Here is a 23,536-nt window from a genome sequence, read left to right on the forward strand (position 1 = left end):
CAACAGAAAGATTGAACATTTTTGAGAAGAACACACGAATAAGGAAAATAGAAACAACGGTGATACTTCTTCAAATATCATCAATAGGTCGCCCTATCCCATACTGCATTTGATATGGGAAGAGAGTTGTCGCCATGACCGTATTCCAGCGCGCAATATTGCGCTGCTGGAAAAAATCGGTCGGGATAAGATGCAGGCGTTACTGCAGGCCTGTTTTGATGAGGGGATTCAATATTGAGTCGACTTACTCTTCCGATTCAATCTCAGCATCGTGATAGATGTTCTGAACATCATCCAGGTCATTTAGCATATCGATAAACTTGTTGAACATTTCTATATCATCATCAGAGGTAATCGGCGTGCTGCCTTGTGGTAGGAACTGAATTTCATCCACATCAAAATCGATTTCACCAAAGGCATCAATCAAGGCCTGCTTGGCTTTAAAGTATTCAGTGTGGGGTGCGAAGAGGGTGATCTTTCCGCCGTCACTTTCAATGTCAGTTACGTCGACATCGGCACCGAGCAGGGCTTCCAGAACGGCATCTTCATCATCATGCGCAAAGGCCAGAATCGCAGCGTGGTCAAACATGTGGCTGACGCTGCCCTGGTTACCAATTTTGCACTTTGTCTTGGTAAAGCACTGGCGGACATCACCAAAGGTACGGTTGGGGTTATCGGTCAGGCAGTCAATCATCACCATACAGCCGCCGGGCCCGAAGCCCTCATATCGAGCAGGTGAAAAGTCTTCACCGCCACTGCCTTTGGCCTTGTCGATGGCTTTTTCGATCACATGTGAAGGGACTTGGTCTTTCTTGGCGCGATCGATCAGCCCGCGGAGTGCAAGATTACCCGCTGGATCAAGACCACCGGTCTTTGCAGTGACATAAATCTCACGACCGTATTTACTGTAGACCTTCGCTTTGGCGTCAGCTGTCTTAGCCATGGACACTTTGCGATTCTGATAGGCTCTGCCCATTGTGCTGCTGCTCCGCAGAAAAATTTAAAAGGGGAATTTTACAGGGATGTTTTTATTCAGGGAACCTTTTAGTCTTATTTGCCCGGAGTCCAACGTATTGGCGGAGTGACTTCCCGCATGCAGAAAACCAGTGTTAGGGAATAAAAGGGTATGTAGGGCGGATGTTATCCTGGCTGAGGACTCTCTTGCTTGATCAATGGGGTGCTTTTCTCTAACATACGCACGATTTTGAATAGGCTGTAAATCTGCACGTCTGGACCCAGACGGCCTGTCTGTGGTCTTTAACCCGGATTATGTGTTGGTCGGATGCCCTTATACGGCGTCGACACTCTCTTTTTGTATTTCATTGAATGACTTGTGGGTTGTTCGATGGCCCTGCTGATCGGAATTTGATGTGATTATTACCGCAAATATCACCATGCAATTTGGTGCCAAACCGTTGTTTGAGAATATCTCGGCCAAGTTTGGCAATGGCCACCGCTTTGGCCTTATCGGTGCCAACGGGTGTGGCAAGTCGACCCTGATGAAGATTCTTGGGGGCGACCTGGAGCCGTCAGCCGGTCACGTGAAAGTAGATAGCAACGAGCGGGTGGGTAAACTGCGTCAGGATCAGTTTGCCTTCGAAACGTTTACCGTTATCGATACCGTCATCATGGGTTATGACCGACTCTGGGAGGTCAAGCGAGAGCGTGATCGTATCTACTCATTGCCGGATATGAGCGAAGATGACGGTATGAAGGTTGCTGAGCTAGAAGTGGAATTCGCCGAGCTGGATGGCTACAGTGCCGAGGCACGTGCAGGCGAGCTGCTGCTGGGGTTGGATATTCCGGAATCCCAGCACTTTGGCTTGATGAGTGAAGTGGCGCCAGGCTGGAAGCTGCGGGTGTTGTTGGCGCAGGCCCTGTTTGCTAATCCCGATATTCTGCTACTGGATGAGCCAACCAACAACCTGGATATCAATACCATCCGCTGGTTGGAAGGGGTGTTGAATCAACGTTCCAGCACGATGATTATCATCTCGCATGATCGCCATTTCCTGAACAGTGTCTGCACCCACATGGCGGATCTGGATTACGGTGAGTTGCGCATCTATCCCGGTAATTACGACGAGTACATGACTGCCGCAACACAGGCGCGTGAACGTCTCCTATCTGGCAATGCCAAGAAGAAGGCACAGATTGCCGAGCTTCAAACCTTCGTTAGTCGCTTCAGTGCCAATGCGTCCAAGGCCAAACAGGCCACCTCGCGTGCGCGTCAGATAGAGAAGATTCAACTGGATGAGGTGAAGGCGTCGAGCCGTGTCAGTCCCTTTATTCGTTTCAACCAAACTAAAAAACTTTATCGTTTGGCGCTTGAGGTTGAAGGATTGACCAAGGGTTATGATGCGGAACCACTGTTTAAGAAACTCGATCTGCAAATTGAAGTGGGCGAACGGGTGGCGATTATTGGTGCGAATGGTATTGGTAAAACAACCTTGATGCGTACCCTGGTGGGCGATCTGGAAGCGGACAGCGGTGAAGTGAAGTGGTCAGGTAACTGCAATATTGGCTATTTTGCACAAGATCATGCCGCTGACTTTGAACTGGACCGGGATCTCTACTCCTGGATGGAGCAGTGGGGCCAGGAGAAAGATGATGAGCAGGTGATTCGTGGCACCCTGGGGCGTCTGCTGTTTTCACAAAATGACATCAACAAGTCTGTTAAGGTGATCTCCGGTGGAGAGCAGGGCCGTATGCTATTCGGTAAACTGATGCTTCAGCAACCCAATATCATGTTGATGGATGAGCCGACCAATCATCTGGATATGGAGTCGATTGAAGCGCTCAATCTGGCGCTGGAAAACTATCCCGGTACGCTGTTCTTTATCAGCCATGATCGGGAGTTTATCTCTTCACTGGCGACAAGAGTTCTGGAGATCAAGGCGGATCGTGTGATTGATTTCAAGGGCACCTATGACGAGTATCTGCGTAGTCAGGGGATTGAAGAGCTTAATCCACCTCGTCCAGATCGGGCCAGCAAAAGCTGAAATGTTGATAAGTCAGCCAGGTCAATTAGGGTTTGGTTGTGAAAAACTCAAGCAGATAGTCGCAGCGGTTCAGGTTCTTCATCCTGAATTTTATATTCAGTGGCCTGAGGTTCGTTGTGCAAACTGATGGTTTCACATGTCTCTCTGATATCCGTTTCAGTTGCCGGGGTAATCAGTGATTGCTGAGCGCCTTCCAGGTCTGTTTCTTGCAATTGGAATTTAAGGATCAGATTTTTCAGTTCGATTGAAAGATTTGAGAGACCTTCGCCCGCTTGCACAGCCTGCTCGGCCTGCTCAAAAGTCTGATCCGCAAAATCTGAAATATCCAGGGCATTGCTGTTGATATGTGTGGTGACGCTTTGCTGATGGGTAACGGCCTCAAGGATTTCACTGTTCATGGTGGATAGCGTGGTAATACCCTTGGCAATACGCTTAAGAGAGGCTTCGGTGGCACCTGTCTGCTCAACGGTGGACTCCATGCAGTTGTGGCTGCGATCTATTGAACCCACTACCGAAACGATACGGCTCTGTATCTTGTCTATGGTGGTTTGTACCTGAAATACGGAGTCGTGCGTGCGCTGTGAAAGCGTGCGTACCTCATCAGCGACCACGGCGAATCCACGACCGACTTCTCCCGCTCGGGCGGCCTCTATCGCGGCATTCAGGGCCAGAAGATTGGTCTGCTTGGCGATTTCCTGAATGACCTTGAGTATGTTTTCGATCTCAGCACTGTCTTGTGCCAATTTATCAACCTCATGGTGGGCATTCTGGAGTTCGCTGGATAATGCGCTGACGACCTGACGGGTCTCTTCTACTATGCGGACACTTTGCCTTGCTTCGTTATCGGCCTGGTCACTGATCGAGGCTGCCTGTTCGGCATTTTGAGCCACCTGATTAATATTATTTTGCAAGTCGGAAAGTGCATTGGCAATGGATTTGGTCTTTTGCCGTTGCTCTCGCATCGTCGTGAGTGTTTTCTGGTTAGAGTCCAATGAATGAGAAACCTCGCTGACGAGGTGATCTATAAATTCATTGACCGAGGCAATCACCTGGTGCCAGGAAGTGAGCAGATTGTTAAAGGCCTGACCCGCGGAACCAATGTCATCCTTGCTTTGAACTGATGCGCGTAGATAGAGGATGCCTGTTTCTTCTACCTTCATAATAGTCTCAGACAAATGGCGTATTGAGCCAAGTACACTGCGCGTAACGGACATGCCGACAATCAGTGCTAGGAGCGCACCAATACCGAGCAAAATCCAGTTGGTGGTTATCATCTCTTGGCTGTTCTCCTTTATCCGGGTGGCGCCCAGTTGCTGAAGTCCTTCCTGTTTATTTGATAGCTCCAATAACAGTGATTCCAGCTTCTCTTGTGCTGGCAGCGCCTGATTGGCCAACCAGTCATTCGCCAGATTCCAGTCATCCTGCTGACGCAATTCGATAATCTCATCCGGTAGCTTCCGGAAGGCACGATGGGCCTTTACATAGGCCTTCCATTCATCCAACTGCTCTGCATTGAACAGGGTGTCCGCCATACCCAACTCCTGGAAACGGGTATTGTTGCGCAGCCAGTACACGTCTACTTTGTTACTGAATTTCTGGTCGCCGGTTAGCAGAAAAGCGCGTATGTTTGCAATGGTCAATCCCAATGTGCCTTGGACTTCAGCCATATTGACCAGTACCTGCTTCCGCAGGTTGTCAGAAGGCTCATACTTTTCCAGGTCAATCAGTTTGGCGATTTTACTGGACATGATTTCAGCCAGTGGTTCAGCCTTATCGGTGAAGAGGCTTTGGGCTGGAATATTATCAGGTGTGTGGCTGATATCCTCTATACGTTTAAGTATGCCCATCAGATTTTCAAGCTCCTGGCTAATGCCAAGCAGCAGTTCTGATGCTTCAGGGTCGGTCGCTGTTGAGAGTGCGTCCAACTGTGTGAGTGCGGGCATGATCTCCAATTCAATGATCTGTTTTCGTGTTTCACGAAACTTGGGATCATTGAGTACCATCCACCCGCGCAGCGCTGCAAGTGATGCATCAATGCCGGATTTTAGTTTAAGGCTCTCCTGGACCAGAGGGGCTTGGGTGTCGACCATCTTGGTTGTTAACTCATTGTTCCGGTTGATCTGGATCAGATTGATCACCACTACAATGGCCATTAGGGCAACGATGGCCGTTAAGCCGGCGGTCAATCGGAAGCGCAAGGTCAGGTTGTTGAGTATATTCATGTCAAATCCAAAAACATTGTTTAATAAAATTGAGTACAGCTTTAGCCTATTGTCATTACCTGTAGATGACCCTTGGGTCATGTTTTTCTTACAGGCACTGGTTTTCAATACCAATACAAGGGCCAGATGCTAGGCGACTGCTTCGTTTTTATCGAAGGATTTCAGGGGCACACGTCGACGCTCTACAAATAGACTATTGCCTGAAATACGCTTTGCCTCGTGCTTGGCGCCCGTGGCTAGTGCGGCGATATCATGATGGCTTTTGCAGCGATAGGGGTCTGGAATGGCGCAGCCTATAGAGAGTGTTAACAGGGGGAAGAAGCGGTATTTCCCCGCTCTATCTTGAGACCAGATGCCGCCCTGGTTGATATCTTCGCGAGTGTAGTAGCGGGCTACATTTTTTTTAAAATGAGCAAGAATGTTCTTGCAACGATCCCGCCAGTCTTCACTTAGTAAAATGAGAATAAAGTCATCGCCACCAATGTGGCCGACAAAATCATGTTCTTCAGGAACATTGGCTTTAAGGATTTCAGCCAGATCCTTAATGACTTGATCGCCTTTCTCGTAACCGTATTTGTCATTAAACGGCTTGAAGCTGTCCAGATCACAATAGCAGACAACAAACTCTTGCTTTTCTCTGAGCAGATAGTCTACTTCTTCGTATATTGGGACATTACCGGGCAGCAAAGTTAGCGGGTTGGCATAACGGGCGCTGCGCACCTGCATTTCGGTAATGACAGTCAATAGATCAGTAGCTGATCCCATACCTTTATAGCATCCGTTCTCTAAGATAATAAAATCAAGGGCCTTGTCCTGTTTCATCTGTTCACTGACACGTCTGCTTGCTTCTTCTATAGGGAGATTTGACTCAAGCATGAGCGCTTCGTTTTCTATAAATCGGGAGATGGCTTTTTTTCCATGCAGTTCACGTCCAAAACGGGTTAATAGAAGGCTCGTCAGGGTGTTCTTTCTGGCCAGGCCTATCGGCATGTCACCGTCAACAATGGGTAGGCTGTCGAGTTGTGGGGCCATGTGAAATATCTGTGCGCACTCATCCACGGTGGTGCTGGAGGGGATGCCAGGTGTTCTTTGTAGCAAGTCTGCAATGGTCTTGGAAAAGTAACTGCGACCAAACGGCTTTTTTTCATCAGGGGCCAGATAAGCAAAGCTGTTTTTTGGAATGCGTACTATCGGTATATTGGTTGGGCGCGCAAAATAGTAACCTTGAATATAGTCTATGCCCATTTTAGTGACGCAACGATATTCCTCGATTGTTTCAACCCCTTCGCCGATGACCCGACAATTGAGTCCGCGGGCAATATTTAAAATCGATCGGACAAACTCCTGTTTGACGTTATCCTCGTGAATGTCCTGCATGAAATGGCGATCGATCTTGACATAATCGGGCCGCAGTTCCGACCACATTCTCAATCCGGCATAGCCGGCACCGAGATCATCAATAGCAATCTCAAATCCCATCTCCTTAAAGTGATTTTTGGCATCCCTTATGACATCATAATTTTGTGTCGGATACTGTTCGGTCAACTCGATCACGACACGTTCAGGTTTTAATCCAGCCTGTTCTGCAATATCCAGAGTACAACCGGTTGGATAACCGGGCTGTGCAAGACTTTCAGGACTGGTATTAAGAAACAGCTTTTCCGGCAGATTTAATCGCAGGAACTGCTTGATTGCGACTTCTCGGCAGAGCATCTCCAATTCGACCAGACGCCCACAACTTGCGGCTGTCTCGAACAGGGTCACCGGGGAGTGAAGGGGAGTGTTTGAAGGGCCTCTTATGAGCGCTTCATAGCCATATATAGCACGGAGTTTGTTACTGACTATCGGTTGAAACAGGACGGTAAGTGAACGTTCTTGAATAATCCTATTCAGAGAGTCTTCCAGTGAGAGAGGCATCTTCATGGCTGTAACCTTTGTGGTGCAAGTCGAGTGACCGCGCAAGATTAAGGCATGGGTATTACAAAAATGTGAAAAGTGTCAGTTCAAAGATCGATCGAGTAAGCGTGGGTGTTTTAAACGTAATAGACGATCAGCTTGATGCGTGTGGTTGTGTTATTTATGAGCAAGCTGTTTCTTGCAATGGACACAAACATAACACTGGCCGTTTAGTGCGCGGTTATGTCGAATGCTACTTAACTGATGGGTTCGGCATTCACAGTGATATGAAAAGCGTTTTAGTGTGCGTCGGGTTGATCGGCTTACATCATAGCTATGACAGCGCGAGGCCTCGGCGCCGAACAGTTGCATGACTTCTCGCCACTCCGCGCCATGAGGTTTTATACGCTTACCGAAAAAACCCCGTGCAATGATGTGGGCCACTTCATGCGGTACGGTGCGTTTAAGAAAATCTTCCTGGTTCTCTATCAGCAGTAAGGCATTAAGGCGAATAATAGGTTTGGCGCGGCGTGGAAAGAGCGCCATGCCAGCGGCTTTGCCGGTAAGATCAAATTTTAGTTCGACCTTACCGGGGTCTTTGCCATAGTGTTCGCCGGCGCTTTTGAGCAACTGAAGGGTGAGTTGTTCAACTTCTTTTTGTAACGCGGTTTCAAACATTCGAGGTCGTTGCGTCTCGCTTACTGGATCAACAATACAATCAATTCTACCGGTCCATGCACACCATAGGCCAGCGTCTGTTCAATATCGGCTGATTTAGAGGGACCAGAGATAAGTAGTGAATTGGTGGGCATCCCTTCATACCACTTCTCGTTGATGATAGCGTCAGAGAAGGTGTTGTGCAGTTTGTCGGCTTCAACAACAGCGATGTGTACAGGTGGTACCAGCGAGAAGGTACGGGGTTCTTCAGGTGTTGGCCAGAGGATCATGGCACCCACTTCTGCAATGCCGCTACGGGTTGAGGTGATCGCGGCATCAATATCGAAGAACAGCTCCTCTTTCCATCCGTCCACATCGACTTCACGCGTCACTAACACAGGTAATTCAGAATCTTTTTTCCAGGCTGCTTCGATCTGCGTTGCCAAGGGTCCGGCGGGTGCATAGAGTAGATTCTTAAACGCTTTCGCTTTTGCCAGCTCAGCCAGTTTGTTCGCCCAATCCGTGGCGCTGACCAGGTGTACTTCAGTTTTCACGGAACGCATCGCTTTGCAAAAATGTTCGATGCGCTCTTCTTTGCTCCAGTCAGGGGATTCAAAGCCGCGATCCAGGTCAACGGGTGTCTTCTCGGCCGTGCGGGCTCGCAGTCTGGCAAGAATGTTTGCGCGTGCATTACTCATTGTCAAAACCCTCTTCACGGGCGAGTTCATGTAACGATTTTGGTGCGATCTTGGGTGCGGTGCGCACACGTGTCCACGGGCCCATCTTGTTCGGCATTAATCCACGGAACAGCGCGGCCACTTTAGTGCCGGTACGGTAGACTGCGGGTCTGGCATGTGCCCAACTCCAGAGTTTCCAGATCATCGCCTCTTTTGCTGAGCGGCGGGAACCTTGTCCATTGGTAGCTCCGGTGTGGTCATTCCTGACTTGTTCGTAGCGCAATCGATGTAACAGTTTTGGTAAAGGTATCTTGACCGGACATACTTCGCCGCAGGCACCACAGAGTGTTGAGTTGGTTGGCAGAATGCCAAACTTATCCAGACCAAACTTCTGTGGCTCAATGACCGAGCCAATCGGGCCGGGGATCAGTGAGCCATAGGCGTGTCCACCAATCTTGGTGTAGACCGGGCAGTGGTTCATGCAGGCCCCGCAACGAATACAGCGCAAGCTGTCGAAAAGTTCTTCGTCCTCATAGATCTTGGAGCGTTGGTTATCCAGCAGCACCAGATGGACCTCTTTGGGACCATCTTTTTCACCGGGCTTGCGTGGCGAGGTGATCATGTTGAAGTAGGTAGAAATGTGCTGACCACTGGCAGAGCGTGTAAGCAGTTTCAGCAGGGGAGGGACATCCTCAAGTTTTTCCAGAACCTTTTCGATGCCGGTCACGGCAATATGCACGGGTGGTGCCGTGGTACACATGCGGCCATTGCCTTCGTTTTCCACCAGGCAAATAGTGCCGGTTTCGGCCACGGCAAAGTTGACACCGGAAAGACCGATCTCGGCATCATAAAATTTACTGCGCAAAATCTGCCGTGCGCTGCGGGTCATGGTCTCAATGTCTTCGCTATACGGAATGTCTGGATGTTTGGACTGAAACAGTTTAGCGATCTCTTGCTTACTTTTGTGGATGGCCGGCGCAATGATGTGAGAGGGCGTCTCATGGTCGAGCTGAATAATGTATTCACCCAAGTCAGATTCCACACACTCTTTGCCATGTGCTTCCAGAAAATGGTTCAGTTCCATCTCTTCAGAGACCATGGATTTGCCTTTGATCATGCGCGTGGCATTGTGGCTGTCCATGATGCCGAGGACGATATGGTTGGCCTCTTCGATGGTTTCAGCCCAGTGGACCTTGATGCCATTGCGTGTGCAGTTTGCCTCAAGTTGTTCCAACAGATCGGCTTGCTTGACCAAGGCATTGGCGCGAAGCTTTGAGCCAGTGATTCGCAATTCCTCAAGAAATTGCTTGTCAGGGAAGGCGTTACTGCGCTTCTCCATCAGCCCATCCATGGCGACACGGAAGTTGCTACGCAGTTGTGAATTATTCAGCGCATCCTTTACGCGTTTGTGAAACTCAGCTGTCTGATGCATGGGTACGCTCCCAAAGGAAACTGGCAATGTGTTGACCTTTTGGGCCGATGCCTTTGTGTTCCATATGTCCGGTGATGTTCATCAGGCAGCCGCAATCGCCACTGACCAGTTGTTCGGCGCCGGTTTCGGTGATGGCTTGTGCCTTGTCGGCCACCATGGCAGCCGATATGTCAGGATGCTTGACTGCAAAGGTACCGCCAAATCCACAGCACTCGGCCTTACGTACCTGTTCAACGAGTTGCACATTGCCCAGCTGTCTGAGTAGTGATTCATGTTCGTCTGCAACGCCCATTTCGCGTCGCGCAGAACAAGATGTGTGTAGAGCAACTTTGGTAGGGGCGCCGAGGTCCTTCAATTCGATCTTCAGTACATGCACTAGAAATTCGGTCAGTTCAAAAACTCGTTCAGAAAAAGCATTGACCAAGTCAGATTCAGGTTTGTCTTTAAACACTTCTGGATAGTGGTGGCGCATCATGCCGGCACAGGAGCCGGAGGGAACCACAATAGGATAGTCTTTGGGGAAACTGCGCACTTGGTTCATTACCACGGCGGGCGTTTCGTCACGATAGCCAGAGTTCCAGGCCGGTTGGCCACAGCAGGTCTGGTTTTGTGGAAAGATTACCTGGATGCCTTCGCGTTTCAGTAGTTGCATGCCGGCAAGACCTGCCTCGGGATAGAGCATATCGATCAGGCAGGTGCCAAAGAAATAAACCTTTTGCGGTTTATCCGGGTAGTGCTTTACCAGAGACATGGTGACTCCTGAAGTTAAGATTTTAAACAGTTATTTAGGCGGTTAATCCGCGCAGTGCGCGTTGTTTGCGCACCTCTTCACGATCTATCTGTTGTAACGACTCTTCCACAAAAACCAAATGTTCTTGTGCGGCCTGCCTGGCTCGTTCCGCATCACCTTCTATGGTGGCATTCATCAGCCGCTCATGCTGGTTGCTCAGCGGCTCAAATACCCGGGGTAGGGTATAGAGCTTGTCCAGGTTGTGCGAGATACTGCTTTGAAGCAAGGTAAACAATCCCCGCATGACATGCAGTAGCACCACATTGTGTGATGCTTCTACAATCGATAGATGGAATGCCGCATCGGCTCTGGCTTCATCCATCGGATCGGGGCTGCCGTGGTTATTAATCATCACCTCGAAACAGCGTTTTATCTTCTCTTTATCCTCACTTGTACTGCGCAAGGCCGCGTAATAAGCCGCCGTACCTTCCAGTGCGTGTCGAATCTCTAAAACGTCATAGCGTGATTCCGGCATATCACTCAGTAGTGAGATCAATGGAGAGACGAATGAGGGCTCCAAGGATTCTTCGCACACATAGGTGCCGCCGCCATGACGGGTGGTCAATAGACCTTTGCTGTTCATCTTCTGGATGGCCTCACGCAGTGACGGGCGTGATACCTCCAGTCGGTGGGCCAGTTCCCGTTCGGCTGGGAGTTTCTCCCCCGGCAAGAGGTTGCCATTGGCAATCATCGCCTCCAGTTTTTCTGCAATTTGGTCAGAAAGTCGTTGCTGCTTCATCGTGTAGTCTCAAATACCCTCAACAACTGGTAAGACCAATTGTCTCCGAGTTTAGTTCGATTTGTGAAAAAAGAGAAGTCCTAGGCCCCTATTTTACCAAAATTCAACTGAAAAGAGCGCTATAGATGACCTATATATAGGGTGTAAAAGCGCTTATTTTCTGTAAATTTGAATGTTTGACATTACAAATGACATGGGTTAAAACTAAATTGGCCTGACCAATTAACCAGTTGGCAGGTGCACAGGATGACCCAGTCAAACCGCCTCAGGATTTTTGATCTGAGTGAGGTAAAGCCAGAAAGAAGGTGGTTGATATGCGGGTTGTCACTCTGTTCCACCATTGGAGTGAAAAAAACGATGAATCGAAAATTAACTGCTTTAGTTTCTGCTGTAGCACTGGCACTAACCGTATCCAGCGGTGCTGCACTCTCAGCAGAGAAGAAAACGCTTTTAAAAGTGCCTGTCTATTTTGGTACCCACCTGACTGGTCTGGGTAGTACGCCTAAATGGTTGGCGGAGAATCTGAATGAAGCCAGTGGCGGTAGCGTTAAAATCAAGGTTTATGAGCCTGGTAAATTGATTCCACCCAAAGAGATTCTTGAGTCCGTAGCCAGCGGTAAAGTCAATGCTGGCTATACCACTCCCGGCTACAACACCGGTGTATTGGGTAACAAGGCAGGTATCTTCTCGGCAGTGCCCTTCGGCCCCGATGCGCCTGAGTTTCTCGCCTGGATCTATTATGGTGAAGGACGCAAGTTGTGGCAGGAGATGTATGACAAGAAAGGGCTGAATGTACACGCCATTCCTTGTGGCATTATCGCCCCTGAAACCTCCGGCTGGTTCAGCAAGCCGATCGATAAGCCAGAGGATTTGCAAGGTGTGCGCATGCGCTTCTTCGGTCTGGGCGCACTGGTCATGGAAAAGATGGGTGTCTCTACCAGTTTGCTGCCCTCTAGCGAAATCTTCCCAGCGCTGGAGAAGGGTGCCATCGATGCCACCGAATTTTCCATGCCTGCCATCGACAAGCTGCTCGGCTTCCACAAGATCCTGAAATTCAACTATTACCCCGGTTGGCACCAGCCGGCAACCCTGTTTGAGCTGATCGTTAACGGTGATACCTGGAAAGGCATGGCGAAGAGCCAGCAGAGCCTGGTTGAGATGAGCTGTCAGGCGGCCATGCTGGACGGCCTGGCGCTGGGCGAAGCGATCCAGTTCCCACAGATGAAAGAGAATCTGGAAAAGAACGGTGTCGAGAACCGCTATTGGTCCGCAGAGATCCTGGATGCATTCCGGGGCAAGTGGTCTGAGGTGGTGGCTGAAGAGTCTGGTAAAGATCCAGAGTTTAAAGCGATCTGGGATAACCTGCAGCAGTTCCGTGATGGTTATGCTGTCTGGAACAAGTGGGCATTCCTGCCACGTCCAGGAACGGTTCGCGAGAAGTAAACAAGCGACTGGAGGAGGGGTCCCTGCGAGGGATCCCTCTTTTTTTGCACCTGCCTTTTGTCGTATAGCCCATTGATTGAGCTTTGGCAGGTTTATCTAACACAGTATCGAGGCGAGAGATGAATCAACCCAACGATCTGGAATACCGCATCCCTATCGTCGATGCTCTGAACGGATTCGTGCAACGTATCGGCCAGGTGATGGCATGGAGCAACGTGCTACTGATCGGCATTATCCTGGTGCAGGTCGTGCTGCGTTACGGCTTCAATAACGGACAGGTTTATCTTGAAGAACTGATCTGGCACATCTACGCCGTTGGTTTCATGTTTGGCCTCAGTTTCGCCATTACTAACGATTCCCACATTCGTGTGGATATCGTGCACATGAACCTCTCCCGTACCGCCCAGCATCGGTGGGAAATCTTCGGCCTGATGTTTCTACTGCTGCCATTCATCGTGGTTATCTTTCTGCACAGCGTGGAGTGGGTCTACTACTCCTACCAGATCGGAGAGAGTTCCCAAAACCCTACCGGGATGCCTTACCGCTGGGTGGTCAAGTCGGTCATTCCGATCAGCTTTGCACTGCTGTTCATCGCCGCTATTGCGCGCCTGATCCGCGAGATTACGTTGTTGTTGCATCTGGCCCGTGAGCCGGAAGAGCCCTATCCGGGGCGCGTCTCCATGTTGCGTCACCTGTTTCGTGTCCAGGAACAGAGCGATGACGTAACCCGTACTACCGATAAACATGGGGAGGGCTGAACCGTGGAGATGAATGAGATCCTTGTTATTGCGATGTTCGTCAGTTTCATCGCGCTGCTATTCACTGGGTTCCCCGTTGCCTGGGCCTTGGCCGGTGTGGGTGTGGCCTTTGCAGGTATCGGTTATCTGGCTGATGCCCATCTTGATACCATGACGGGGCTGGATTACTCCACCCTGGGACTCGCCGTGGGGCGAATATTCGGCATCATGGATAACTGGGTACTGGTTGCCTTGCCTATGTTTATCTTTATGGGTTTGATGTTGGATAAGTCGGGTGTTGCCGAACGCATGATGCATGCCATGCAGGGCCTGTTTGGTCGGGTGCGCGGTGGTTTGGCCATCTCTGTTACGCTGATCGGTATTATCCTCGCCGCATCAACCGGCATTATTGGTGCCTCAGTGGTTTTATTGGGTGTCATGTCACTGCCTGTGATGATGCGCCAGAAATACAGTAAAACCCTGGCATTGGGTACAGTAGCCGGTGCCGGTTGCCTGGGTATTCTGATTCCACCCAGTATTATGCTGGTGATCATGGGTGATCAGATGGGGCTCTCTGTGGGTGATCTGTTCATGGGTGCTGTCTTCCCCGGGATCATTCTGGGTGTCTTCTATATTCTCTATATTCTTGGCTTCTCTTTCTTTAAACCCGCATCGGCACCTCTTGCTGAGGATGTTCAACCAGTCAGCATGACTGTGGTCTGGGGGGTGTTTAAAACTATTCTGCCACCCGCTGCATTGATCCTGGCGGTACTCGGTTCCATCTTTGCCGGTATTGCAACTGTTACAGAAGCGAGTGGTATTGGTGCCTTGGGGGCGATAGTCATGGCTGCCAGTTACCGTCAGTTGAACTGGGCGGTGATGAAGGAGGTGACGATCAATACCTTCAACACCTCAGCCTATATTTTCGCCATCTTTGTGGGCGCCACGGTGTTTGCTTTGGTGCTGCGTGAACTGGGTGGCGATGAGCTGATTGAGTCCACACTGACTGGTCTGCCGTTCGGGCCTTATGGCATTATCGCTTTCATTTTGGTGGTCGTATTCCTGCTCGGTTTTTTCCTGGACTGGATCGAGATCAGCTTGATTATCCTGCCGCTGTTAGCGCCGGTTATCAAAGGGCTTGGGCTGGATATTGATGGACACGGTGTTGTTGATAATCCTGAGCTGGTCTGGTTTGCACTGTTGGTTGCGGTGACTTTGCAAACATCCTTCTTGACCCCGCCTGTGGGATTTGCCCTGTTCTATCTGAAAGGCGTTTGTCCTCCGGGAATATCGCTCATGGATATCTATAAGGGTGTTATCCCTTTTATCATTCTGCAGTTGCTGGGTCTGCTGGTCGTAGCATTCTTCCCGGATGTTGTGACCTGGTTACCATCAGTGGCCTATGGCAAATAGTGGCTGAGCTTGGAGTGCGGCGTACAGGATGTATGGATTGTTGGCCCGACAAAACGGTGCAAATAGTCTAACCCTGTACGCCTCACAATCAGTTGCAAACATCTATTCATGATCTTAGTGAGGTGCAGGTAACCCATGCCAGAGCGATATAGACAGTTAAAGCAGGATCTTCAGAAATACATTTCCTGCGATCGATTGATTGATGATCCACTTAGGACTCTGGCGTATGGTACGGATGCTAGCTTTTACCGGCTGATTCCAAAACTGGTAGTGAAGGTCAACAATGAAGCAGAGATGATCGCGATCCTGTCTGCTTGCCATCGGCATCATACACCGGTCACCTTCAGGGCGGCTGGCACCAGTCTTTCAGGACAGGCGATCAGTGATTCGGTACTGCTCGTGTTGTCGGGAGATTACTGGCGCAATCATCATATTAATGAAGATGCTTCAATTATTCTTTTACAGCCGGGCGTGGTTGGCGCTTGGGCTAATGATTACCTGGCGCCTTATCAGCGGAAGATAGGCCCAGATCCTGCCTCTATCAATGCGGCAAAGATTGGGGGGATTGCCGCCAACAACGCCAGCGGTATGTGCTGTGGTACAGCTCAAAACAGCTATAACACGCTGGCCAGTATGCGGGTTGTGCTGGCGGATGGATCGGTGCTGGATACTTCTGATGAAGCCAGCATACAGGCCTTCAGAAAGAGTCACGTAAAACTCCTGGAAGGGCTGTTTGCGCTCGCAAAGGAGACACGAGAAGACAGTGTCTTGTCGGACCGTATCCGTCATAAATATCGACTCAAAAATACAACAGGTTATAGCCTTAATGCCCTGATTGATTTTGAAGATCCGATTGATATTTTGCAGCATCTAATGATCGGGTCAGAAGGGACGCTGGGTTTCATTTCTGAGATTGGTTACCGTACTGTGGCCGACCATCCTTGCAAGTCTACTGCGTTAATTCTGTTTCCTACAGTAGAGATCGCTTGCAAGGCCGTGGCCATTCTGAAGCAGACAGAGGTGACTGCGGTTGAGCTAATGGATCGCGCCGCGCTGCGGTCGGTACAGGATAAGCCGAATATGCCCGCTTATCTGCATGATCTGGATGATGAAGTAGCGGCCCTGCTGGTGGATGTGCGTGCCGCTGATGAGGCTGCCCTACATCAATCGGTCGAATCTATTCAGGAGGTACTGAAAGGAATTGATCTGGTTCGTGACGCTGAATTTACATTTGATAAAGCGGCTTATCAGGCATTGTGGAATATCCGCAAAGGGTTATTTCCTGCTGTCGGCGCGGTGCGTACGACAGGCACGACGGTCATTATTGAAGACATTGCTTTCCCCGTTCCGGAACTTGCAGCTGCCGTCAGGGGATTGCATCTGTTGTTTGAAAAATATCATTACCATGAGGCATTGATCTTCGGTCATGCATTGGAAGGTAATCTGCACTTCGTATTCACACAGGATTTTAGCACTGAGGCCGAGGTTATTCGCTATAAAGGGTTAATGGATGAGGTGTGTGACTTAGTCGTAGGTGAGTATGGTGGTTCACTGAAGGCCGAGCACGGCACAGGAAGAAACATGGCCCCCTTTGTTGAGATGGAGTGGGGAAGTGATGCTTATCAATTAATGTGGCGCTTGAAATGGTTGTTCGATCCCGAAGACCTGCTCAATCCGGGCGTTATTTTGAATGAAGATGAAGAGATTCATCTGAAAAATCTCAAACCGCTACCACCGGCTGATGCATTGATTGATAAGTGTATCGAGTGTGGTTTTTGCGAACCTATCTGCCCTTCAAGAAATCTCACGCTGACTCCTCGACAGCGTATCGTTTCCTGGCGTGAGATCTCACAGCTTAAACAATCGGGTGCTGACCCAGAACGGTTGGCGCGGTTTGAAGAGGCCTTTGATTATCAAGGTCTGGAGACCTGTGCGGTTGATGGATTGTGTGCCATTGAATGTCCGGTGGGTATCGATACAGGGAAACTGACAAAGAAGATTCGCCACGTACGGAATGGAGCAGGTGCAGAGAAGATTGGCAATTGGGTTGATGGCAATTTTTCAAAGGTAACCTCAATGACCAGAGTGGGCTTGAAATTGGCAAGTTTGTCACAGAATTTGCTGGGAAATCGGGTGATGGAAAAGTCTTCGAATCTTCTGCGGCGTCTCTCGGGTGATCGTATCCCAAGTTGGAATTCTGCAATGCCAAAAGCGGCTAACAAGCTGAATATTGTTGCCTCTTCATTATCAAAACATAACGGTACAGTGGTCTATTTCCCAAGTTGCGTGAGTCGAACCATGGGGCCGGCCAAGGATGATCCTTACCAGGAAGATTTACACCAGGTGATGCTGTCGTTAATGCGCAAGGCCGGATTTGAGGTCATTATCCCAGAGCGTCTAGACTCACTTTGTTGTGGTATGGCGCTTGAAAGTAAAGGGTTGCCTGATCAGGCCAATAAAAGCCTTGAACGGCTTGAGCAATGCCTATGGGAGGCTAGTCAGCAGGGACGATATCCCGTGGTATGTGATACCAGCCCTTGTACATTCAGGATGATTGAACAGATCAGTAAGCCGATTGAGATCTGCGAGCCGGTAGGCTTCATCAATAAGTTCCTATTGCCTCACCTCGTCCCCGTGTCGCGAAAGAACACATTAGCCCTGCACATTACCTGTACCAGTCGCAAGATGGGATTGGCAAATCAAATGTTAAATTTAGCAGAGCAGTGTGCAGAGCAAGTTATTTTATCTGAAGACAAAGGCTGCTGTGGTTTCGCTGGCGATAAGGGGTTTTCCAGGCCTGAGTTAAATGCATCAGCACTCAGTCGACTGAAAGAGTCTCTGCCAAGTGATTGTGAAATGGGCGTTTCTAACAGCAGAACCTGCGAGATAGGTTTGTCACTTCATTCCGGTATTTCGTACCAATCCATCGTCTATTTAGTGGATAGCTGTTTTGACTCAGTCAAGTCGGCAGAACAGTCAAACTAATGTCAGTGATCATAATCAAGAAGGAGCAGTCGCGTTATTAAAAAGCAGTTTATCAAAAACAATTACATAAGATGAGGATGCAATGAAAATAATAGCAGCACTTATGCTGTCACTCTCTTTATTGATGCTTTCTAAACAGGCCTCTGCAACGGATATCCTGGTAGTGGAGAGCTATCATCAGGAGTATTCATGGGATGCCAGTTATAAGCGGGCGCTCATCGAAAGCCTGGGTGATCAATACAGCCTTGACTTCTTTCAGATGGATACTAAAAGGCTGCCCGCTTCGGTTCATCCAGCGCAGGCAGAAAAGGCGTGGCAGATCTATAAACAGAAACGTCCTCGGCTTGTCATACTGGGTGATGACAATGCCTTGAAGTATCTGGGACCAAAACTGGCCAAAGAGAATGTGCCGGTAGTTTACCTGGGTATTAACAACAACCCGCGTAGTTATTTTGAAACGGCGCCAATTAATTTTACCGGTGTGTTGGAGCGTCCCCTGTTTAAACGCTCGATTGCATCCCTCGCAAAAATACTTAAACCAAGACCCAAGAAAATACTTGTACTGTTTGATGGCGGAACAACCGCCAAAGCGGCCGTAACTGAGGCCTTTGATGGTGATATCGGGATCAATGTTTTTGGCGTGTCTGCCAAGCTTCGGCTGATCAAAAGTTGGGTTGAGTGGAAAGTACAGATTTCACGCGCACGTCAACACGGTTATGACGCCATAATAATGGGCTTGTATCACACCATTACGGATGTACATGGGAAGAACATCCCTGCAGATGAGGTGATGAGCTGGACGGTGGAAAATTCAAAGATACCCCTTTTCTCTTTTTGGGATTTCAGTGTTGGAAAGGGAAAGACAGCAGGTGGTCTCGTTTTGAGTGGTGAAGAGCAGGGGCGGTTAGCAGGCTCAATCGCCGGACAGATACTGACCGGTGCAGAACCCTCCAAAATCTATCCAAAGACGGCAGAACAGGGGCGCTATTTATTTAGTAAAAGTATGTTGAATCGCTATGGATTGGTCCTGCCTGATTCGATAAGCATGCTCAGTACCCTAACTGACTAAACCTATAACACACTGAGGAATAATATTATGAGTAAAGGCACTGTAAAGATGAGCATGCGCATGGTGTTGTCTGTTTCTTTAATCGTGTTTGGCGTTCTGGCTGGGTATCTGGCACTGCACTATGTTGACGCACGCGCTGAATTGATCAAAAGCTTGACAGGCGTCGCCGAGTCAACGGCAAGTCGTCTGTCAAAACAGATCGCGGCACCACTCTGGTCTATCAATGAGCAGCAGGTGAATGCGACCATCAATTCTGAAATGTCACAGAGTGAACTATCGGCTATTGAAGTTATTGACCCAGTAGATAGCCGGGTGCTTTTCCAAAAAGTGAGAGAATCAGGTCGTTCCGGTTTTCTGTTGAGTGAGCGTGATGCCGTTGTGATGAGCAAAGAGGTCCTGACAGATGCTGGGGAGCATATTGGTACGGCGGTTGTTCATATCTCGCTTCCTTTCATGAAGGCTCGTTTAACGGATGAAATGAGTAAGCGTGCCATAGAGTTGGCAATACTCGGTATTATTTTAATATTCGCCTATCTGTTGATACTCCAGTTGTTCATGGTTATGCCTTTAAGGCATGCTGCACAGGCGGTTCGCTCTACATCAGTAAATGAGTTAAATGATCTGATCCAATCCAATCGTAATGGTGAACTGGGTGGTCTTCTTTATGCGCTGGATGATTTACAGAAAAGGCTGAGGATGGCCCACAACCAGAGCGGTCATTGATATGCATAGCAGACTCACAATCAAACATAAACTTATACTGGTGATCGTTTTTACCTTGCTTGGTATTGCAATACAGGGTGTGGTGACCTTTGGTGTATTGGATGACATGAACAAGGCGTCTGATCGCCTGGCTTCATCACAACAGGCTGCACAAGTCATTGCCAGTATACAGGCAGAGGTGCTTACCCTGACTCTGCAAAAACAGGGTCTTAATACGGGGAATGCAACGGATTATTTGAATAGTGTTAAGCAGCTTCAGAAAGAACAAAAACAGCAGATAGCGCTAATATCAAAATTGGTCAACTCTGCTGAACTGAGTGGAAAACTGGATGGAATGAAACAGCTTCTGGAGCGCTATCTGGATCAGCTTGTGCAATGGCATCAAATTCGAATGACGCTGGGATTGAATGATGCATCCGGTTTGCTGGGTGTTGTGCGTGAAAAGGCCGCCGCTGCTGAATCACTGGTCAAAGGCTTTTCGGAAATGGAACGGACGCTGGCAAAAGTGATAGAGGTCGAGAAAGATAATCTTGGCAGCAGTCAACCTTCGGATGGGACGCTGTTTAACCAAGCCATGGATGAACTTAAAAATCTGATTGTCGAGTTAGAGTTTGAAGAGACCTTTATGCCAGGTATGGACGCTTATGCACTTGCTTATGGCCCGGCATTGGAAAGCTATACTGAACTAAAATCTATTGATCAATCCCTACTGGCAGCACTCCCTAAGATCGAAAGTGTTGTTATAGATGCCGCCGCATTTATTAATAAAGAGCTATTGGCGACTGCACGGAACAGTTCAGACAAGGTAAGCAGCGATGCCCGTTATACGCTGGTGATAGCCGCAATCATCACCGCCGTACTGCTCGTAATGCTACTTTTTGCCATCGGTAGAATTATTACTAAAGGGCTTTCTGAAACAGTTGATCTCCTCACACGGATTGCTGAAGGCGACTTGACCGCCAGACTCTCTGGCTATGAAAAGAGCCGGGATGAATTCGGCCAGCTAGTACTCGCGGCCAATGGTATGGCAGCGCGTCTAGGCCAAGTAGTTCATCAAGCGGATGATGCCAGTATCGAGATGGCCGGGGTTTCACAAATACTGACCGATTCAACAGCACGGTTAGTCTCGGTTAATCAACAGATTGCTGATCAGACACAACAGGTCGCTGCAGCTTCTGAGGAGATGAGTGTTACCGCCAATGAAGTGGCAAGAACAATCAATGATCTCAATCGATCAGCCAAGAAGACCTCTGATGCGGGCGTAGACAGTACCCGTTTGGTCGGGCGTACCGAAGAGGCTATTCAGGATATATCCCGGGTGGTCAATGGTGCTGCGGATATGGTCAATGCGCTAGGAGATCGCTCAAATCAGATTGGTATGGTCGTCGATGTTATCAATGAGATTGCAGAACAGACCAATCTGCTTGCGCTTAATGCAGCGATAGAAGCTGCACGTGCTGGAGATGCGGGCCGCGGATTTGCTGTGGTCGCTGACGAGGTGCGCAATTTGGCCACCAAGACAGTACAGGCGACTACGCAAATCACTACAGCTGTAGAAGAGATACAGCGTGGCAGTCGTGATGCGATGGAGGCCATGGATCATGGTCAACAGGCCGCTGCCCGAGGCGTCACTCTTGGCGAAGAGGCCAAGAGTTCTATGGAGGAGATCAGGATCCAAACGGCAAAGGCCTCAGAGCGCACAGAACAGATTGCCACGGCCATAGAGCAGATGAGCGCGACCATTCGTGAGATCAGCAAAAGTATTGAACAGGTTGCGGCGGAAGTCGGTGACAGTCAGGGTGCTGCCAGTGATATCGCCCAAACGACGCATGCTGTTGCAGAGAAGGCCGAGACGTTACGCGCGGTTACTGGCATGTTTAAGACCTGAGCAATGGTAGTTTTAAAAAGCTACCTTCAAACGGCACAACACTCAGGTTTAGATTCTGTCAACATCCCACGATGCTCGATAAAGTCTATAATTTCCTGTACGCCTTGGCCTGTCTTCATATTTGAAAAGACAAACGGATTTGTCTTGCGCATGCGAAGTGTATCTTGCTCCATGACTTCCAACGATGCGCCGACATAGGGGGCCAGGTCGATTTTGTTGATGATCAACAGATCAGAGCGGGTAATGCCAGGGCCTCCCTTGCGCGGCATTTTTTCTCCCTCGGCAACGTCCAATACATAAATAGTCAGATCTGCCAGTTCAGGACTGAAGGTGGCACTGAGGTTGTCGCCACCACTTTCAATGAAAACAATATCCAGATCGGGGAAACGTTCGCAGAGATCTTCAACGGCGGCCAGGTTCATTGAGGCATCTTCCCGGATGGCCGTATGGGGGCAGCCGCCTGTCTCTACACCAATGATGCGCGCTTCATCCAGTGCTTTATTATGCATGAGGAACTTGGCATCCTCCTGGGTGTAGATGTCATTGGTGACTACAGCAAGTTGATACTGATCACGCATCGCCTTACACAGGACCTCCAGCAGTGCGGTTTTACCAGAACCCACCGGGCCGCCGACGCCTATTCTCAAAGGTGTGTTTGTCGTTTTCATAGTGACCTCTCTTTAGGATCTGTAAATACGGGTGTATTGAGTTTCATGCAGGGTGCTGGCAATTGCCAATGCTGGACAAGCGTTACCGATGGAATCGTCTTCTATTTGTAGACCGGTCTTAACAATGTCTGGGATGTGGGTCGTCAATTGGGCAATGATTTTCTGTCCCGCGGTCTGTCCCAGTGGCACGATCTTGACTCCGGCCAGGGTGATATTCTCAAGCCAGCCCCAAATAAAACCAGCTGCCGCCGCCGCAAGGGGGATGTTCCAAAAGTGCGCGGCCTGGGCGAATCCTGTTGATTGACACCCTTTGATCAGAGGCGCTATTTCTTTGGGAACTGCAATGCCCAGTTTTGGTAACAGGCTTGCCAGTGCCCGGCCACGATTGCGTTCTTCCTCCCGCAGTTCCCGTGTCTCCCGGGATGCGATCAGATAGTGACTCCAATAGGTCAGCGCCTCGAACTCTTTTTCATCAATGGCCTTATAGAGACGGGCAAGAATGGGGATCTCCAAGTGCACCATATTGGTGGTCAATAGGTCGTCAAGCCATTCCATAAGTTGTGCTTCGTTTGTCACCCAGCCGCACTCAACAGCCCACTCCAAACCCTGTGAGTAGGTGAATCCACCAATGGGCAGTGATGGACTGACGAGATGCAGTAGCCGCAATTGCGCAAGCGTACAATCAGTGGTGACCATGGTGATGACCTTGATGTCCCTTTTCTGCACTGCCACCATAGGCACCCGGTTCAGGTTCAAAGGGTGCGGTAGAGACGGTTACTTCAAGCCCCAGTCCACGCAGCATTTCATCTAAAACATGGTCGTGCAGGTAGCTGATGCGCCCTGGTTCAATTTGTATTGAGACGTGACGATTACCCAGGTGATAACAGGCTCTCGATAGCAGATGTGCATCATCACTCATGATGGATGAGACAGGCTCTTCAGCCGCTTTGACTAGAATGATCAGGCCATCTTCGGAACGTAACATTTCGCCATCTTTCAACGTTGTACCGCGCTGTAAAAAAAGCCCGGCGTCCTGCCCGTTATCCAGAGTCACCCGCAATCGGCTTTTGATGCGATGCTGCAGGGGGAGAGTGAGCGTGGCATCGAATTGGTCGCTGCTGATGGTTTTTTCAGTGAGCTTAATCATAATAAATCTCTACTCAATGTGTTGATCTGGAATTGTGCAACCTAACTG

The 23,536-nt window shown here is 49.4% G+C and carries 19 protein-coding genes and 1 pseudogene; 9 read left to right on the plus strand and 11 right to left on the minus strand.

Annotated elements, in window-relative coordinates; all coding sequences use genetic code 11:
- Nucleotides 1-67 precede the first annotated feature (67 nt).
- Nucleotides 68-238 (plus strand): annotated as a pseudogene (locus FHP88_RS19565) (DUF1415 family protein); the annotation flags it as partial.
- Nucleotides 239-244: 6 nt separating this feature from the next.
- On the opposite strand, the gene FHP88_RS13895 reads toward FHP88_RS19565, so the two are convergent.
- A complete protein-coding gene (locus tag FHP88_RS13895) occupies nt 245-976 on the minus strand; it encodes a YebC/PmpR family DNA-binding transcriptional regulator (RefSeq protein WP_144359693.1) in 732 nt (243 codons plus the stop codon).
- Nucleotides 977-1,370: 394 nt separating this feature from the next.
- Here FHP88_RS13895 and FHP88_RS13900 point away from each other — a divergent pair, with 394 nt between their 5' ends.
- Complete coding sequence (locus FHP88_RS13900; protein WP_144359694.1) at nt 1,371-3,002, plus strand: ABC-F family ATPase; 1,632 nt, start codon at nt 1,371-1,373, stop codon at nt 3,000-3,002.
- A gap of 47 nt (nt 3,003-3,049) precedes the next feature.
- Here the strand turns inward: FHP88_RS13900 and FHP88_RS13905 are convergent, their stop codons facing one another.
- From FHP88_RS13905 to FHP88_RS13935, 7 genes are all read right to left on the minus strand, one after another.
- Entirely contained in the window at nt 3,050-5,224 is a 2,175-nt protein-coding gene (locus tag FHP88_RS13905) for a HAMP domain-containing methyl-accepting chemotaxis protein (RefSeq protein WP_186297730.1), read from the minus strand.
- A gap of 129 nt (nt 5,225-5,353) precedes the next feature.
- Nucleotides 5,354-7,147: a GGDEF domain-containing protein gene (locus FHP88_RS13910; protein ID WP_144359696.1), complete on the minus strand. Its 1,794-nt coding sequence runs from the start codon at nt 7,145-7,147 to the stop codon at nt 5,354-5,356.
- Nucleotides 7,148-7,297: 150 nt separating this feature from the next.
- Nucleotides 7,298-7,798: a SprT-like domain-containing protein gene (locus FHP88_RS13915; RefSeq protein ID WP_144359697.1), complete on the minus strand. Its 501-nt coding sequence runs from the start codon at nt 7,796-7,798 to the stop codon at nt 7,298-7,300.
- 20 nt (nt 7,799-7,818) lie between these two features.
- The gene (locus tag FHP88_RS13920; RefSeq protein WP_144359698.1) at nt 7,819-8,475 is read right to left on the minus strand and encodes a LutC/YkgG family protein; all 657 of its coding nucleotides are present in this window, start codon (nt 8,473-8,475) and stop codon (nt 7,819-7,821) included.
- Nucleotides 8,468-9,886: a LutB/LldF family L-lactate oxidation iron-sulfur protein gene (locus FHP88_RS13925; RefSeq protein WP_144359699.1), complete on the minus strand. Its 1,419-nt coding sequence runs from the start codon at nt 9,884-9,886 to the stop codon at nt 8,468-8,470. The genes FHP88_RS13920 and FHP88_RS13925 overlap by 8 nt, the downstream gene beginning before the upstream one ends.
- Nucleotides 9,870-10,637, minus strand: coding sequence for a (Fe-S)-binding protein (locus FHP88_RS13930; RefSeq protein ID WP_144359700.1), 768 nt, complete (start codon nt 10,635-10,637; stop codon nt 9,870-9,872). Before FHP88_RS13930 ends, FHP88_RS13925 begins: the two co-directional genes overlap by 17 nt.
- 34 nt (nt 10,638-10,671) lie before the next feature.
- On the minus strand, nt 10,672-11,415 hold the full coding sequence (locus tag FHP88_RS13935) for an FCD domain-containing protein (RefSeq protein ID WP_144359701.1): 744 nt from the start codon (nt 11,413-11,415) through the stop codon (nt 10,672-10,674).
- Between the two features lie 357 nt (nt 11,416-11,772).
- Between FHP88_RS13935 and FHP88_RS13940 the strand changes: the two genes are divergently transcribed.
- From FHP88_RS13940 to FHP88_RS13970, 7 genes are all read left to right on the plus strand, one after another.
- Nucleotides 11,773-12,858 (plus strand): TRAP transporter substrate-binding protein, encoded by a 1,086-nt coding sequence (locus tag FHP88_RS13940; protein WP_144359702.1) that lies wholly within the window; start codon nt 11,773-11,775, stop codon nt 12,856-12,858.
- Nucleotides 12,859-12,941: 83 nt separating this feature from the next.
- Complete coding sequence (locus tag FHP88_RS13945) at nt 12,942-13,616, plus strand: TRAP transporter small permease subunit (RefSeq protein ID WP_260843316.1); 675 nt, start codon at nt 12,942-12,944, stop codon at nt 13,614-13,616.
- Between the two features lie 9 nt (nt 13,617-13,625).
- Nucleotides 13,626-15,008, plus strand: a complete 1,383-nt coding sequence (locus tag FHP88_RS13950; protein ID WP_335341545.1) for a TRAP transporter large permease subunit — start codon at nt 13,626-13,628, stop codon at nt 15,006-15,008.
- Between the two features lie 135 nt (nt 15,009-15,143).
- The gene (locus FHP88_RS13955) at nt 15,144-17,993 is read left to right on the plus strand and encodes an FAD-binding and (Fe-S)-binding domain-containing protein (protein WP_144359704.1); all 2,850 of its coding nucleotides are present in this window, start codon (nt 15,144-15,146) and stop codon (nt 17,991-17,993) included.
- Between the two features lie 82 nt (nt 17,994-18,075).
- Nucleotides 18,076-19,062: an ABC transporter substrate-binding protein gene (locus FHP88_RS13960; RefSeq protein ID WP_144359705.1), complete on the plus strand. Its 987-nt coding sequence runs from the start codon at nt 18,076-18,078 to the stop codon at nt 19,060-19,062.
- Between the two features lie 27 nt (nt 19,063-19,089).
- A complete protein-coding gene (locus tag FHP88_RS13965; protein ID WP_144359706.1) occupies nt 19,090-19,785 on the plus strand; it encodes a hypothetical protein in 696 nt (231 codons plus the stop codon).
- 1 nt (nt 19,786) lies between these two features.
- A complete protein-coding gene (locus tag FHP88_RS13970; protein WP_144359707.1) occupies nt 19,787-21,673 on the plus strand; it encodes a methyl-accepting chemotaxis protein in 1,887 nt (628 codons plus the stop codon).
- A 26-nt stretch (nt 21,674-21,699) separates the two neighbouring features.
- Here the strand turns inward: FHP88_RS13970 and ureG are convergent, their stop codons facing one another.
- Genes ureG through ureE form a run of 3 tightly spaced genes read right to left on the minus strand, consistent with a single transcriptional unit; the run spans nt 21,700 to nt 23,488 of the window.
- The gene (gene ureG, locus FHP88_RS13975) at nt 21,700-22,341 is read right to left on the minus strand and encodes an urease accessory protein UreG (protein ID WP_144359708.1); all 642 of its coding nucleotides are present in this window, start codon (nt 22,339-22,341) and stop codon (nt 21,700-21,702) included.
- A 12-nt stretch (nt 22,342-22,353) separates the two neighbouring features.
- Nucleotides 22,354-23,073 carry an urease accessory protein UreF gene (locus FHP88_RS13980; RefSeq protein WP_260843317.1) on the minus strand — a complete coding sequence of 240 codons (720 nt, stop codon included), beginning with the start codon at nt 23,071-23,073 and terminating at the stop codon, nt 22,354-22,356.
- On the minus strand, nt 23,024-23,488 hold the full coding sequence (gene ureE / locus FHP88_RS13985) for an urease accessory protein UreE (RefSeq protein WP_186297731.1): 465 nt from the start codon (nt 23,486-23,488) through the stop codon (nt 23,024-23,026). The genes FHP88_RS13980 and ureE overlap by 50 nt, the downstream gene beginning before the upstream one ends.
- Between the last annotated feature and the right edge of the window lie 48 nt (nt 23,489-23,536).

The organism is Sedimenticola selenatireducens (genome assembly GCF_007625115.1).
GTDB lineage: Bacteria > Pseudomonadota > Gammaproteobacteria > Chromatiales > Chromatiaceae > Sedimenticola > Sedimenticola selenatireducens_A.